This window comes from Nostoc cycadae WK-1 (assembly GCF_002897135.1).
Lineage (GTDB): Bacteria > Cyanobacteriota > Cyanobacteriia > Cyanobacteriales > Nostocaceae > Nostoc_B.
Map to the genome: position 1 here is coordinate 14,261 of NZ_DF978441.1, position 14,097 is coordinate 28,357.

The 14,097-nt window shown below is 41.0% G+C and carries 14 protein-coding genes and 1 riboswitch; of the genes, 9 read left to right on the forward strand and 5 right to left on the reverse strand.

Going from position 1 to position 14,097, the window contains the following annotated elements:
- Positions 1-138: 138 nt before the first annotated feature.
- Together NCWK1_RS24460 and NCWK1_RS24465 are read left to right on the forward strand one after the other, a co-directional pair.
- Entirely contained in the window at positions 139-768 is a 630-nt protein-coding gene (locus NCWK1_RS24460; RefSeq protein ID WP_096582880.1) for a TetR/AcrR family transcriptional regulator, read from the forward strand.
- A gap of 200 nt (positions 769-968) precedes the next feature.
- On the forward strand, positions 969-2,315 hold the full coding sequence (locus NCWK1_RS24465) for a pentapeptide repeat-containing protein (RefSeq protein ID WP_103126504.1): 1,347 nt from the start codon (positions 969-971) through the stop codon (positions 2,313-2,315).
- Positions 2,316-2,360: 45 nt separating this feature from the next.
- On the opposite strand, the gene NCWK1_RS24470 is transcribed toward NCWK1_RS24465, so the two are convergent.
- Entirely contained in the window at positions 2,361-3,098 is a 738-nt protein-coding gene (locus NCWK1_RS24470; RefSeq protein WP_103126505.1) for a YdcF family protein, read from the reverse strand.
- Between the two features lie 326 nt (positions 3,099-3,424).
- Here NCWK1_RS24470 and ctpB point away from each other — a divergent pair, with 326 nt between their 5' ends.
- From ctpB to NCWK1_RS29965, 4 genes are all read left to right on the forward strand, one after another.
- Positions 3,425-4,762, forward strand: coding sequence for a carboxyl-terminal processing protease CtpB (ctpB, locus tag NCWK1_RS24475; RefSeq protein WP_103126506.1), 1,338 nt, complete (start codon positions 3,425-3,427; stop codon positions 4,760-4,762).
- Positions 4,763-4,891: 129 nt separating this feature from the next.
- Positions 4,892-5,860 (forward strand): glycosyltransferase family 2 protein, encoded by a 969-nt coding sequence (locus tag NCWK1_RS24480; RefSeq protein ID WP_103126549.1) that lies wholly within the window; start codon positions 4,892-4,894, stop codon positions 5,858-5,860.
- A 7-nt stretch (positions 5,861-5,867) separates the two neighbouring features.
- Positions 5,868-6,590, forward strand: a complete 723-nt coding sequence (locus NCWK1_RS29960) for a hypothetical protein (protein ID WP_222838816.1) — start codon at positions 5,868-5,870, stop codon at positions 6,588-6,590.
- Complete coding sequence (locus NCWK1_RS29965) at positions 6,568-6,990, forward strand: S1 RNA-binding domain-containing protein (protein ID WP_222838817.1); 423 nt, start codon at positions 6,568-6,570, stop codon at positions 6,988-6,990. The genes NCWK1_RS29960 and NCWK1_RS29965 overlap by 23 nt, the downstream gene beginning before the upstream one ends.
- 34 nt (positions 6,991-7,024) lie before the next feature.
- On the opposite strand, the gene NCWK1_RS24490 is transcribed toward NCWK1_RS29965, so the two are convergent.
- The 4 genes from NCWK1_RS24490 to cobG all read right to left on the reverse strand — a co-directional run bounded on the left by NCWK1_RS24490 (position 7,025) and on the right by cobG (position 10,592).
- Positions 7,025-7,681, reverse strand: coding sequence for a Uma2 family endonuclease (locus tag NCWK1_RS24490; RefSeq protein ID WP_103126507.1), 657 nt, complete (start codon positions 7,679-7,681; stop codon positions 7,025-7,027).
- A 66-nt stretch (positions 7,682-7,747) separates the two neighbouring features.
- Positions 7,748-8,452, reverse strand: coding sequence for a precorrin-2 C(20)-methyltransferase (locus NCWK1_RS24495; RefSeq protein ID WP_103126508.1), 705 nt, complete (start codon positions 8,450-8,452; stop codon positions 7,748-7,750).
- A gap of 2 nt (positions 8,453-8,454) precedes the next feature.
- Positions 8,455-9,081, reverse strand: a complete 627-nt coding sequence (locus tag NCWK1_RS24500) for a precorrin-8X methylmutase (protein ID WP_103126509.1) — start codon at positions 9,079-9,081, stop codon at positions 8,455-8,457.
- Between the two features lie 20 nt (positions 9,082-9,101).
- Entirely contained in the window at positions 9,102-10,592 is a 1,491-nt protein-coding gene (gene cobG, locus NCWK1_RS24505; RefSeq protein WP_103126510.1) for a precorrin-3B synthase, read from the reverse strand.
- Between the two features lie 61 nt (positions 10,593-10,653).
- A riboswitch (adenosylcobalamin-variant (AdoCbl-variant) riboswitch) is annotated at positions 10,654-10,737 on the reverse strand.
- Between the two features lie 555 nt (positions 10,738-11,292).
- Between cobG and NCWK1_RS24510 the strand changes: the two genes are divergently transcribed.
- From NCWK1_RS24510 to NCWK1_RS24520, 3 genes are all read left to right on the forward strand, one after another.
- Entirely contained in the window at positions 11,293-11,913 is a 621-nt protein-coding gene (locus NCWK1_RS24510; RefSeq protein WP_096582860.1) for a TMEM165/GDT1 family protein, read from the forward strand.
- A 171-nt stretch (positions 11,914-12,084) separates the two neighbouring features.
- Positions 12,085-12,816: a RadC family protein gene (gene radC / locus NCWK1_RS24515; protein ID WP_096582858.1), complete on the forward strand. Its 732-nt coding sequence runs from the start codon at positions 12,085-12,087 to the stop codon at positions 12,814-12,816.
- A gap of 443 nt (positions 12,817-13,259) precedes the next feature.
- Complete coding sequence (locus NCWK1_RS24520) at positions 13,260-14,075, forward strand: GNAT family N-acetyltransferase (RefSeq protein ID WP_103126511.1); 816 nt, start codon at positions 13,260-13,262, stop codon at positions 14,073-14,075.
- Positions 14,076-14,097: the final 22 nt, after the last annotated feature.

Here is a 14,097-nt window from a genome sequence, read left to right on the forward strand (position 1 = left end):
GCTGTTAGCGGTAGCGGGGCGTTCAGCCCGTGCTGAGTCATCAAGAATTTTCTATTCCCCACTCCCGACTCCCTTTGTCACAAGTCTTGACATGAGCATTAACCAATAATAAATTCATCAGTGTGTAGTTACTAATTTATGGCTCGTAAACCTAAAATTACTAATCAGCAAATTTTAGAAGCTGCCCGCAAAGTTTTCCTTCAGCAAGGTTTTGGTGGTTCAACTATAGAAATTGCTCAACTAGCTGGTATTTCTGAGGCTTCAATTTTCAAGCGCTTTTCTACGAAAGAAGAATTGTTTTTTGCCGCTATGGGTCTTCCAGAAAGACCTTTGTGGATGAAAGAACTGGAAAACTTATGCGGTACAGGTAATCTCAAAGAAAATCTGATTCAGGTATGTCTTCAGATTTTAGAATTTTACAGTGAAGTACTGCCCCGCTTTATGATGCTGCGTTCCCGTGGTAGTGCTTTTCCCGAACCTTGTAACAGAAAAGAGCAGGGATTAATGCAGGATGTTAAAGTACTAACTTCTTTTCTAGAGCGAGAAATTAGCCTCAGTAGATTACGTCCTGTAAATGCCAAAATAGTTGCTCATATCTTAGTAGGAACTCTGATGAATTATGTTCTTTCGGAGCAAAAACCCTTTTCTCAAACTAGTTTTACAACTGAACCTGTTAAAGACTTTGATTTAGAACATCAACCAAAAGTTGTGTTTTCATTTGTGCAGAGTCTGGTAGAGGCAATTTGGTTAGGCATCGCACCTATTTAAATAGCAGGAAATTTTTTACTAAATAAATGTATGGATTTATGAGTTATGAAGTATCAAACTCTGGCCCTTTCCCTATTATCCGTTCCCTGTTCCCTGTTTCCTGTTACCTTTTAAAGCGATCGCCCTGTGCCGAATTCTACCTCTTAGCAGTTAACATAAAACAGCTGTTGAACTGAGTATACTGGGGCAAAATAGAAAGCATGGCAATTGAATCTAACTCTCCCAATCCACCAAGCCGAGAACCTTTAACTGAACAGGAGCCAGATGACTTCGATGGTGGCTCTAGGGATAGTCATTTAAGTCCAGAAGCACTGACAGCACAACAAGCGCTGGCGGCAATTTCCTCTTTGCAATCGTCGCAGAATGCCGCCGTGATGCAGCAAGCTCGTTCTAATATGCAGCAACGCCCTACTCATCAATTCACGGTTAAGCCCAGGGCATTAATGCTAACAATAGCGGCGATCGCTGTGATTTTTCTGGGAGTTATCGTTAATAACTGGATTTTGGGAATTATCGGCACCTTGCTAACTTTGGTATTGTCTTTAGCTATGCTATTACCTTGGTTGCAATATATTCTCAAAGAATGGTTTACACCAGAAGACAGAACCTTGTTTGTCGGCTTCTTCGGACTAATAGCAGCCATTGTGGGCTTGATCAAATTCTCTGGGATTGGCGATCGCCTACTGATGTTAGGACGCAAAATCAACTGGGAAGCCTCTGGGACTTTAGCAGAATGGTTTGGGGCATTGGGGCAAATTTTAATTGCCATCATTGCCGTTTATGTCGCGTGGCGACAATACGTTATTTCCAAAGACCTAACAATTCAACAAAATTTGCTGACAGTTCAACAAAATATCATTACTCAGCAGCAAACCATAGATTCTTATTTCCAAGGCATTTCGGACTTGGTGCTAGATGAAGAAGGCTTATTAGAAGACTGGCCACAAGAAAGAGCGATCGCCGAAGGCCGCACAGCCGCAATTTTTAGTAGTGTTGATGGCAGTGGTAAAGCCAAAATTCTCCGCTTTCTCTCCCGTTCTAAATTACTTACACCCTTAAAACGCGATCGGCGCTTAGGTCGAGCGATTCTCAATGGTATGGGTGGTTATGCAGAAGACCGTTTAGAAGGTGTACGCGTCATTGACTTAGGTGTAATGTTAGCCACCGCTGACCTTGCTGGTACAGATTTGCGTTGGACTGACTTGAGTGAAGCTAATCTTGTTCGTGCTAACCTAAGTGCCTGCGACTTAGTCAAAGCCAACCTCTCCCGCACCATTTTATATGATGCCAATCTTAGCGGTGCTGATATGAATGGAGTGCGTTTATTTTATGGTTCTGTCGAGAAAGCTTCGCCCCGTAGTCGTACAGAACCACCCAACTACGAAACTGGTGAACACACAGGGGCTGTGATTGAAAATGCCGATTTCACAAATGTTCAAAGAATGTCTGAGGCTAACCGTTACTACTGCTGTGCTTGGGGCGGAGAAACAACTAGAGCCACTATTTCCGGTGGTTGCGAAGGTATCCCCAATCTGTTGGAAAGATAATTAAGAGTCAATGTTTATTAGTTTTTCCCTTACACCCTCAAACCCTTACTCTCCCACACCCATGCCCCCCTGACCTCTTCCTCCCTTGCTCCCTAAGCCGCCTTGTCGTTCACAGACAAAACCTTGACGTTGCCAACGTTGCATATCCACATCAGTCAGTTGGGTAATATGTGAACATTGTGGTTGAATAAATTGACTGACCACCGCCCACAATAAACTGCGTGTGATGTCAAATGCTGTTTTCCACCAATATTCCCGATTAGCCGGACGACCTTTTTCTTTAACGACCTCTGGTTCTACCCAAATACCTTGCGCTCCTAAAAGAATCTGAGCCATCCATTTAGCTCTAGGGAAATGACTGGGAGAGCTAATTAACTTTACTTTATGTACTCCCCAGCGTTTCAGAATGGGAATCCCATAGTAGAAATTATCAAAAGTAGAATTCGCGCAGTTTTCTAACCAAACGTTTTGTAAATCTGCTGCCTCTCTTTGAAAAATCAGCCATATACAGGGGTCTAGAGAACCACGAGAAATTAAAATGGGAATTTGGGGATTTTGTTTTGCTTGTTGGGCAACATAGATTTCACGGCGAATACTGCCACCAAGTACAAACAAAGCATCAACCGGCTTGGAAGAAGCAGAAACTAAGGTTATAGTTGTGAAAATTAGCCAGCAACCCAAAACTAGGCATAAACCACGTAAAATTTTTTGTAGCAATTGCAACGTTTTATTTAATTTTCTCTTGTCAGAAATTGATGAATTGTGAGTAAATTTATGTCTCATGTCATAGCTGAAAAAAGCTGAGTTAAAGAATATAGAAAATGCCAGCAGTCCAGCCAACAAAATGCTATCTTATAAAATTAATATAGGGTGTAAATATGACACCGTTAAAAGTGTCACAATACTTGTATGGTGCGAGATTAGACTGCTAACTTATTTAGCAGATGTATGGTTACAACACTAATGGGAAGTAAGTCCAAATTTTTAGGGTAATTTCGAGGGGAAAATAATGAAGAAAGCTTAACTGAAAATAGATTATAAAAACTTAAAAGTCTCTGAAAAGTCTGATTGCTAAACTTTCAATAAAACAACCATTCCAGCTAATATACATGAACCAATCTGCGAAACATTACTCGCCGCTCCAACTAGCCATGATTGGTGGAGCGATCGCCACAACCGCCGCTGTATCCGTATTTGGCCCTGCTTGGACTCGCTGCGTTCGTGCCGCCCTACAAGATAGCCCTAAAACCTTAATTGACCAGGTATGGCAACTGGTAAATCGTGAGTATGTTGATGGAACTTTTAATCAACAAGATTGGCAAGCAACTAGGCAGAGCCTATTAAGTAAAGATTATTCTTCTAAGCAAGAAGCATACATAGCTATCCGCGAAGCTTTACAAAAATTGGGTGATCCGTATACCAGATTTATGGATCCCAAACAGTATGAGGCTCTTACCAATCAAACCTCTGGGGAAGTCTCAGGTATTGGTATTCGGATGGAACTGAACGAAAAAACTCAGCGCCTGACGGTTGTGGAAGCCATAGATAATTCTCCAGCATTGAAAGCAGGGATTAAAGCTGGGGACGAGATATTAGCAATTGATGGGAAACCCACTGTAAAACTGAAGGTGGATGATGCTTCCAAACTAATTCGTGGTCAAGCAGGTACTCCAATCACTTTACGTTTGGAAAGAAGCGGACAGGGTGCGTTTGACTTGAAACTGACACGGGCAACAATTGAAGTGCCAACAGTTAGTTATAACCTCAAGCAAGAAGGTAATCGCCGTGTAGGTTACATCCGCTTAAGAGAGTTTAGCGGCCACGCCGCAGATCAGATGCGTCGAGCAATTCGTGATTTGAATGGTAAGAAAGTTGATGCTTTTGTCTTAGATCTGCGTGGGAACCCTGGTGGTTTATTGCAGGCTAGTATCGAAATTGCCCGGATGTGGATGGATAATGGTGCAATAGTCCGCACAGTTGACCGTCAAGGTAGCAGTGAACAAACCAAGGCGAATCATACTTCTTTGACAAAACTCCCCTTGGCAATACTGGTAGATGGTAATTCAGCTAGTGCCAGCGAAATTTTAACAGGTGCGCTCAAAGATAATAAACGTGCAGTAGTTATTGGTAGTCAAACCTTTGGTAAAGCTTTAGTACAGTCAGTGCATGAATTATCAGATGGTTCTGGTTTAGCTGTCACTATCGCCCACTACTACACCCCATTGGGAACTGATATTAACCATAAGGGAATCGCACCAGATATCAAGATAGATTTGACAGAAGCTCAAGAGCGTCAGTTAGCATCTAACCCTAATTTAATTGGTACTCCCAGCGATCCGCAGTATGCTGGAGCGATCGCAGCTTTATCTAGCAACAGTTTCGCTCAGTCTTCTGTGATTCAAAACATCCCACCTGTGAGTGCTAGTACTGAAACTTTGAAGTTCTAGAACACCGATTCATGTATAAGGGTTTGTAACTCAATTGCTGGAGTGAGAAAAACTGCCTGATTAAATCTTTATAGGATTTTGGGATTGGGAATAATAATGAGTAATCCCATTGCCAAATTCCCTAATCTTATGAATTATCAGCCAGTTGACACAACCACCGCCGCCAGATTTTTGCCAATGGTGTCGGTGGTTGTTCCTATTTATAATGCCGAGACAGATTTATCCGCTTTGATTGCTTGTTTGTCGGCGCAAACCTACCCTAAAGACTGTGTAGAATACTTGTTGGTAGATAATAACAGTAGCGATCGCACTTTAGCCTTACTCCAAGAAACTGCGGCAAATTCAGCAATTAAAATTAGTGCTTTGAGCGAAAATCAAATTCAAAGTTCTTACGCAGCGAGGAATACAGGAATTCGCGCTGCAACTGGAGAAATTATCGCTTTTACTGATGCTGATTGTCATCCCCAACCCCAATGGCTAGAATCACTTATTCAACCTTTTGTAAATTCCGAGGTGGTAATTGTTGCTGGGGAAATTACAGCACTCCCCGGTAACAGTTTATTAGAACAATACGCTGAACTTCAGGATATCTTATCGCAAAAGCATACTTTAGCGCACCCCTTTTGCGCCTATGGACAAACTGCTAATTTAGCAATTCGCCGCACTGCTTTAGAAAAAGTCGGCTTATTTCGTCCTTATTTAACTACTGGTGGTGATGCAGATATTTGCTGGCGGATTCTACAGCAAAATCTTGGGCGTTTAGAGTTTGCACCCCAGGCGACTGTACAGCACCGCCACCGTACCACACTCAAAGAACTGGCGAGTCAATGGCGACGTTATGGACGTTCAAATCGCTATTTGCATGAATTACATGGGATAGAACTGATGCCAGAATTGAAGCTGGCAGAATATGGACATCGATTAGCACGTTGGATGTTCAAAGAATTACCCAAAAATACTGTAAAGGCGATCGCTGGTAAAGCTACTCTTGTAGATTTATTCAATACTCCCATTACTGTGTTTGTCATTCAAGCCCGGATGGCTGGGCAGAAAAACGCCAAATTACCAGAAAATGCCAAGATAATTGCTTGGTTGTAAAATGAGAGTGACTTTTACCCAATCCTTGAATAATCAAGTTCTGAGAGGATTGATTTTACTCCGTATAGAAACCGATAATCTTTGTACTGAAACTTGGACATCATCTACATTCGATCCATACCAAGAATTGTACATTTGGTTAGGGCAAATTCGAGATTTGCAACTACCTACTAAAATGATTATAAGTAAAGTAGGTTATGGAGTAGAGCTAATAGCTGAGAATTTAAGCGATTTATTTGTGCAATTTCGAGTTGAGCAGTGGATGTCTGATAGAAATACTACAACACGCCTTAATATTACGATTGAACGTTGCGAATTAATTAAGGCTTTTCATGATGGAATAATCAAATTTATTCAAGATGAATATCAATCATCAAAATGGTCGTACATTGATAATCTGAATAATACAAATTGGGGTGCTTTGCTCAAGCCAAATAATAGTTCTGGTCAAAATTGGCGAACACGTTTAGCAATGTATGGAGGAGGACATAGCAGGATTCCTGAAACCGGACGTGAAACCATATCGAACCAACTAACTCTAGAACAACAATGGTTATTAACTTTACATGATGTACTTTTATGGATAGCAAATTTAGCAGCTAACGGTCAAATTAGAGAAGTCTACGCACTTGTTAGTTTATACAAAAATGTACCAATAGATATTGCCTTAGGTGAATTAGATGCTAGTTGGTATGAGCAACGGAAAATTGAGTTATATCAACAATTATGAACTACGTGAGAACTCCATCACCAGACGAACAATTCATAATCGTAGCCGTTTAGCAAAGGCAAGACTAAAAACACTTAAGCTTGGTCAAATTATAGATGGCAGTATCAGTAAAATTAAGCCGTATGGTGTCTTCGTTGATATTGGAGGATATTATGCACTACTACATATCTCCGCAATTTCTCAACAACCTGTTGAACATCCAGAAAAGGTCTTTCAAATTGGTGACTGGATTAGAGCAATAATTATCTGGATGGATGTGGAAAAAGGGCGAGTGTCTTTATCAACTAGCGATTTAGAAACTGAACCAGGTGATATGCTAAAAGACCCGTTGATTGTGTATGAAAAAGCCGAAGAAATGGCTGCTAGATACTATCAAAATGTCTTGTCAAAGCTACAATAGTATTAAATAAAATCCTAATTTATTTCCCACATTCTTAAGGTTTGTGAGTGGCGATATATTCTCTTACCCACTGACGAAATGCTCTCAGCGTTAGCGTAGTTCCTGTAGTTTTTGCCATCTCTATAAATCGGGGAATTTCTTCAATAACTCCAAAATTGGGAAAAATCAAACTTGTCTCAGACTTAATATATTTATCCCCTTGAAGTAAATTGATTTCTAACTTGCCTTGAAAGTACCGCCAAATTTCTGGAACTTTTAATGCTTGATAGGCACTTGCTTTAGTTTTTGAAGTGATATCAATTTCAATTGCTAAATCAGGTGGAGGGTCAACGCTTAAGTCAATGCGTTCTTTACCAATCATCAATTCATAATTTTGAATGTAAAAGCAATCGTCTGGTTCGATCCCCGCAGCCATATCTTCACGCTTAAAGGTTGTTGAACCAAGAGATTCCCAGTACAAATCAAGTTCATCAAGGAGGATTTTTACTAAGTCCCCAATAATGACTTTAATTTTCTCATGCTCTGGGAGGGGAACCATAATTTCTAGTATGCCTTGGTTGTAGGCAATACGACTGTTACGATGCTCTCCTAATTCATCAAGAATTGCCTCAAATTCTTGCCAAATTACATCTTCCAGTATCACGCGCTGACCTGGCGTAAATCGAATTTGCCTGAGTCGCAGTGTAACCATACAATTGTTGATTTTTAGTACTAATATTTTAGCATTGCGTATATTTCTTAAAATTTTTGTAGTTCTTTACAAGCGATTTTTACTGGGTATAACAATCATGGCAAAATAAGGTACTTCAGCCGGGTCAACTTCATTTAATGGGACAATTCTCTGTTGTGACATTGTTGCCCGTTCAATATACAATGCCCGTGATGCTAATCCTAACTGCTCCAAAATGTCTCGCACTTTTGTAAAATGGCGGCCTAATTTCATAATTGCAGCTGCATCGGTAGTTAACAGTTGTGTGATTAATTCTTCTGCTGGTAGTGGGGCTGGTAAAACGGTGAGAATATCGTTGTAGTAGGTGAAGGGTACGCCTAAAGCGACTGGACAAGCCATGAGTGAGGAAACACCGGGAACTACTTCGGTATGGTAATGCTGAGATAAGCGTGTGAATACATACATGAAGGAACCGTAGAAAAACGGGTCTCCTTCACACAAAACTACGACATCGCGTCCAGCGGCAAGGTGTTGAGCAATTGGCTCAACTTCTTGGTCATATATAGCCTTGGCTTTTTCTGGTTCTAGGGCGCGGGGGAGGTGAAAGGGGACTTCAATTTGTTCGCCAGTTAAATACTGCGAAACGATCGCCCGCGCTATACTCTCTTTATCTGTGGCTGATTGATAGGCAATTACAGGTGCAGCCTGCAATAACCGCAGTGCTTTGACTGTCAATAGTTCGGGGTCGCCAGGGCCGACACCAACTCCATATAGACGGCCTTTGGTTGTCATAATTATTCTTCCTCCGTTGCCAAGGCGTTAACTGCGGCGGCGGCGATCGCACTTCCACCCCGCCGACCATGTAATGTCATAAATGGTACATTCCGACTATCTGCTGCTAATGCGGCTTTTGATTCGGCTGCACCCACAAATCCAACAGGGAAACCTAAAATCACCGCTGGTTTCGGCGCTCCTTGGTCTAACATTTCGAGTAACCTAAATAGGGCGGTGGGTGCATTACCAATGGCAACGACTGAGTTTTCTAAGTGCGATCGCCATAATTCTAAAGCGGCGGCTGACCTTGTATTACCCAGTTTTTGAGCGAGTTCTGGGACTTCTGGATAATTCAGGGTGCAGATAACTGCGTTATTGGCTGGTAGTCGCCGCCTCGTGACTCCTTCGGCAACCATCCGACAATCACATAAAATTGGCGCACCTGCTGTTAATGCGGCGCGTGCTGATTGCACTGCTGTGGATGAATATCCCAAGTCAGTTACAATATCCGTCATTCCACAGGCATGAATCAGACGTACAGCAACTTTTGCTACATCAATTGGCAGCACATCTAAGTTAGCTTCTGACCGAATGATAGAAAAAGAATTACGGTAGATTTCGTTAGCGTTTCGGATATATTCGGACATTTTCAATTACAAACCGCAGATTAACGCAAATTAACGCAGATTTTGGGACTCTTCAATAAATCTTTTAGTTGGGTAATACTATAACGATTGACAAATTCTAGAAAAGATTCGTCATGATTAAAGCGATAAATTTTATACACTTTGAGTATTTGTTCAATTAATGCAGGTAGTTCTGCAAAACTAACGTATTGATAAATTTTTCGACCGAATTTGGCGTGATTTTCTCTATCCCCAACATAAACGTGATAACTTTCTATATTGCGATCGCCTACGGCGGGGCGCAGCCCATCGCTCACACCTAGTAAGGTGATGTCACTGTTGTGATGTTGAGCGCAAGATTTTTCACAGCCGCTAAAGTGAATATTAATTGGGCTATCTAGCTTAACATGAGTTTCTAGGTAATCGGCTAACGCCAAAGCATGACCTTTGGTATCTGTAGCAGAAGCAGCACAACCCCGTTTACCAGAACAAGCAATTAATGAACTTTTAATATTTGTGACTGTAGAATCTAATCCGAATTCAGCTATTTTATTTTGAACATCAATAACGCTCTTTTGGTGAATATCCGTAATGAGCAAATTTTGCCAAGGTGTGAGTCGAATAGTCCCGCTACCATATTTTGCTGCTAAATCGCCCAAACGCCGTATTTGCTGACTTTCAAGCCTACCCAAAGGCAAAACTACGCCGATATAAAATAAATTTTCCTGTCGTTGGGGATGAACACCAATATGGCTGAAACATTCTTCCTTCTTTGTTTGAGAAGATGTGTTGATAAACTTCTCACAGCGTTGCCAAGAAAAATTTAACCGCTGTTCAACTTGCTGAAGATAATTTTCCCATCCCAAACTGTTTACTATTTCTCGCAAACGTGGCTTACGCTGACTATTGATATCAATATGATGTAAATAAACATCTGCTAAAGCTGCCAAAATAGACAAACATTGTTCTGGTAACAAGATAATTCCTGTATCAATGGGTGGTTTGCTTTTAATTAATCCCAGATGCAGGCGCAAGTAAACTTGAGTGTCGATTAACTCAGTAGTAAACAGAATATCATTGAGGCGATCGCTTACCGCAACTTTTCCACCGCCATCAAAGCAAACGCTAAACTTGGCTGATAGTCCTGATAGTTCAGGATGCGCTGCTATATAGTCATCCCAGTTTTTAACTAAAGGGCGAGTATCGATTAATTCATCTGGGTCGATACCTGCTGTGGGGCTAGTCATAATATTGCGGATGTGGTCTACAGCCGAATTGTGAGAACCTAAACCCAAATTTTGCAATTGCTGGAGAACTCCGCTGTTGATACCTTGACTAATTTCTCTGATTTGCAGGTTAGCGCGATTTGTGACATCAACGTAGCCACCACCGTAATTATCTGCTATGTCTGCGATCGCCTGACATTGTTGACTATTAAGTATCCCACCAGGTATTCTCAGGCGAGACAAAATGCCATCTTGAGCCGATGTAGCATAAAATAAGCCTGGACAGGCAGTAAATCCCGAAAACAAAGTCCTAACTCCTTCTCTGTGCGACGCAGAGATTAGATCATCATTGTGTCTTCTAGACACACCCGGAGTTGGCATTCTGACTTGGGATTTCCCTTCACAGCTGCGGCACAGTCCCGGAATTTCACCGGAGTTTCCCAACTCCAAGCCTTAGTAATTTACCATGAGACGGTATTTGCAATGCTCAATACTTCACATTTTTCATTAATCATCAGACTGACGCACAGAGGAATGAAAGTTTGAGAGTGTTTTTCTTACCATGAATGTAAGTTACTACCAGATGCGATCGCACTTTTGCTCAAGGTTATTTTGATTACACCTAACACTCCATTTGATTGTTGCCAAAAATTCTGTCATCAGCGATGACTGGGATATTTTTTGTATTTGACAGTCTCTGGTCACGGTAGCAACTGCTAAGATGATCGTAGTTGCCGACAGTCATTAAAATTTAATGATTGACTCTAACTATAGATAGATGTAACATTTAAGTTAATCGAAGGGGAGTAGCTACTGGCATAACTTTTTCAGTTAAAAGCCAGTTCATCTGAGTCAACATACTGGTGATAAGCCTGGTTCAGATGTCAAATGCTAAGTATTTGAAAGCGAGACCTTCACTAAGTTCACAAACAAGATGTGAGCTTGGTGAGGTCTTTTGGCTCTCTTCAAGCTCACATCGCTACGAATTTTTCAGGAGCTTGAGAGAGTGTTAACAGCTTTTACCGCAGGTTTATTATTAATTACCGTTTCTGAGCTTGGTGATAAAACTTTTTTTATTGCTGTAATTCTGGCAATGCACCATTCGCGGCGCTTGGTGTTTATTGGGGTAACAGCCGCCTTAGCAGCAATGACTATCCTCTCGGTAGTATTTGGACAAGCAGCATCTTTACTCCCAAAAATTTACATTCATTATGCGGAAATTGCTTTGTTTCTGGCCTTCGGTATGAAGCTGTTATATGACGCGAGTAAAATGGCGGCGGCGAGTTGTGATGCAGATGTTGTAGAAGAAGCAGAAGCCGCTGTGAAAAAAGCAGATGCACAGCTACCAAAGCGCAAAACCCCTTGGGCAATTTTAACAGAAGCCTTCTTATTAACATTTATGGCAGAGTGGGGTGATCGCACACAAATTGCCACCATTGCTTTAGCGGCGGGTAATAATCCAATTGGGGTAACAATTGGAGCCGTTTTAGGACATAGTATTTGTGCAGCGATCGCAGTTATCGGTGGTAAACTCATCGCCGGACGCATTTCTGAACGCCAACTTACCTTTATTGGTGGATGCTTATTTCTGATTTTTGGCGTGGTTGCGGCTGTAGAAGGAGTGTAAAGAGAAATAGGTTGACCTCTTTCCCTAGTAGGGAAGGAGGTTTTTGATTAGTGAATTGATGCTCTAGTACTTGCCAAAATTAAAGATTTTCTCAAATTAAGATAATTTTGAGCGCAAACAAGGGATAACTAAAAATAGTTCCATCTCGGTAACTATTCTTTGAATGCTTCTATGACCTATTGTCTGAGAATTGCCGACATCCCCACAAATGAACGTCCGCGTGAACGTTTGATGACTCATGGCCCCAAAATTTTAGCAACAGCGGAGTTAATTGCAATTCTTTTAGGCACTGGTCAAGGGCCAGGAAAACTCTCAGCAGTGGGTTTGGGACAATATCTTTTACAAGAATTAAGCAAACACCAACGTGACCCATTGGCAGTTTTACGAGAAGTTACCCCAGCAGAATTAATGCAAGTTCCTGGTATCGGCCCAGCAAAAGCCACCAGCATTTTAGCTGCGGTCGAACTAGGCAAACGTGCCTTTCTCTCCCGCCCTTCAGATGGCGCTGCAATTGATAGTCCAATGGCGGCGGCGGCGGCGCTTAGTCAAGATTTAATGTGGCAAACCCAAGAACGTTTTGCAGTATTGTTATTGGATGTTAAAAATCGTTTGTTAGGTACACAAGTTATTAGCATTGGTACTGCTACCGAAACCCTAGCTTCGCCACGAGAAATTTTTCGGGAAGTAATTCGTCAAGGTGCAACACGAGTAATAGTCGCCCACAACCATCCTTCTGGGAACATTGAACCTAGTCAAGAAGATATAGAATTGACTCGTCAATTATTAGCAGGAGCGCAGTTATTGGGTATTCCGTTGCTAGATCATGTAATTTTAGGTAATGGAAATCACCAAAGTTTGCGCGAAATAACAACTTTATGGAATGACTATCCTCAATTTGATTGATGTAGGGCAGGTAGAGAGTTTTGGTATTTATACAAACTTGACATCACTGCTCCCCTGCTTTATCTCGAAAAATTGTCTATTGACAACAAAATTAATCTATGTATTCGTAAAATTTGTATCTTATTGCCAGATTTTTTTCCTAGCCAAAGGCATAATAAAAGCACCCATTTCTCACTCTGGTGACTCTGCTGACTTCTCAAATCATGACAGGGAGAGGAATTGTCGATGAAATGGGGAAAATCAACACTGTTTTCAGAAGAGGTTTAGCAAGAATTATCAGATAAACCTGACACGCTCCCAAGTCAAGATTTATCAGAAAACCTTTCTGGAAATATATCCTAGACAATTGCGTCTGTAACGCTTGGATATATTAGTGCATCGAATGTTTTGATCAAGCGTATGAATTTACTAGGATATCTCCGCACATCTAAGTTGGAAGACAGATGGAAATTTCTTACCGCAACATCAATTATTCACTCAATTCTTCTTCTTTGGCAGATTTTCCAGTCCTGCAAACCGATAAGTATATCTTGCGGCTGGCCTCAACTGAAGAAGAATTAGAATCTATCTTCCGCTTGCGGTTTGAAGTCTTTAATCGGGAACTAGGTTTAGGATTTTCTAGTTCTAGCCTAACCCAGATGGATAGAGACAAGTTTGATGAAGTTTGTCATCATTTGATGCTGATTTCTCAACAGACTGGTCAAACAATTGGCACTTATCGGATGCAAACTTATCAAATGGCATCTCAAGGGTTGGGCTTTGATGCTGCTGATATGTTTAATCTCAACACAATTCCTGATAATGTGCTACAAGCATCTGTGGAAGTTGGACGTGCGTGTATTGCTAAAGAATTTCGTAACAGTCAAGCGTTACTATTGCTATGGGAAGGATTAGCTAATTATCTGATTTGGAGCCAAAATAAATATTTTTTTGGCTGTGCTTCGTTAATGACACAATCTCCTAGAGAAGCCGCTTGTACATATCATTTTTTTCAAAAAAATCATTTCACACATTCAAGTATTTTAGTTTATCCCAATTCGCAATATGGTTTAGAAATTGATCAATATTGTTTAGATAAATATGAGGTAAATATTCCGAATATTGTGCAAGCTTATTTAAGTATTGGGGCGAAAATATGTAGTTTGCCTGCGATTGATCGGCAGTTTAAAACAATTGATTTTTTAACAATTTCCAATCTAGAAAACTTCACAAGATGGCATTTACCGAAATGTTTTGCCAAAAAACCGAGTTTGCCTTGAGCAAAAAAGATTTTAGTGGAAG

Bases quoted from the DNA above. Each gene is read 5' to 3' on its own strand.
- NCWK1_RS24480 (WP_103126549.1), top strand. From the start codon at position 4,892: ATGAATTATCAGCCAGTTGACACAACCACCGCCGCCAGATTTTTGCCA.
- NCWK1_RS24465 (WP_103126504.1), top strand. From the start codon at position 969: ATGGCAATTGAATCTAACTCTCCCAATCCACCAAGCCGAGAACCTTTA.
- radC (WP_096582858.1), top strand. From the start codon at position 12,085: ATGACCTATTGTCTGAGAATTGCCGACATCCCCACAAATGAACGTCCG.
- NCWK1_RS24520 (WP_103126511.1), top strand. From the start codon at position 13,260: ATGGAAATTTCTTACCGCAACATCAATTATTCACTCAATTCTTCTTCT.
- NCWK1_RS24500 (WP_103126509.1), bottom strand. From the start codon at position 9,081: ATGTCCGAATATATCCGAAACGCTAACGAAATCTACCGTAATTCTTTT.
- NCWK1_RS24470 (WP_103126505.1), bottom strand. From the start codon at position 3,098: ATGAGACATAAATTTACTCACAATTCATCAATTTCTGACAAGAGAAAA.
- ctpB (WP_103126506.1), top strand. From the start codon at position 3,425: ATGAACCAATCTGCGAAACATTACTCGCCGCTCCAACTAGCCATGATT.
- NCWK1_RS24495 (WP_103126508.1), bottom strand. From the start codon at position 8,452: ATGACAACCAAAGGCCGTCTATATGGAGTTGGTGTCGGCCCTGGCGAC.
- NCWK1_RS24490 (WP_103126507.1), bottom strand. From the start codon at position 7,681: ATGGTTACACTGCGACTCAGGCAAATTCGATTTACGCCAGGTCAGCGC.
- NCWK1_RS24460 (WP_096582880.1), top strand. From the start codon at position 139: ATGGCTCGTAAACCTAAAATTACTAATCAGCAAATTTTAGAAGCTGCC.